This window comes from Pseudonocardia sp. N23, from assembly GCF_002583555.1.
Classification (GTDB): domain Bacteria; phylum Actinomycetota; class Actinomycetes; order Mycobacteriales; family Pseudonocardiaceae; genus Pseudonocardia.
In genome coordinates this window covers 28,633-28,972 of sequence record NZ_BEGX01000149.1, presented here as the reverse complement: position 1 = coordinate 28,972, position 340 = coordinate 28,633, and the positions used below count along the sequence as shown (strand labels likewise).

Annotated in this window: 1 pseudogene; it reads left to right on the top strand. The window is 73.8% G+C overall.

Annotation, left to right across the window (positions count from 1 at the left end):
* Positions 1-340, top strand: a pseudogene (locus TOK_RS34605) (methionine adenosyltransferase); the annotation flags it as partial.

The following is a 340-nucleotide window of genomic DNA, read 5'->3' as shown; positions in this document are numbered from 1 at the left end:
CGGCTACGCCAACACCGACACCCCGGAGCTGCTGCCGCTGCCGATCGCGCTCGCGCACCGGCTCGCCCGCCGGCTCACCGAGGTCCGCAAGTCCGGCGTGCTGCCCTACCTGCGGCCCAACGGCAAGACCCAGGTCACCATCGAGTACGACGGCGACCGCGCGGTCCGCGTCGACACCGTCGTCGTGTCGAGCCAGCACGCCGCCGACGTCGACCTCGACGCGCTGCTCGCCCCCGACATCCGCCAGCACGTCGTCGACCCCGAGCTCGAGCGCGCGGGCATCGACGCCGACGGTGCGAGGCTGCTGGTCAACCCGACCGGCCGGTTCGTCGTCGGTGGG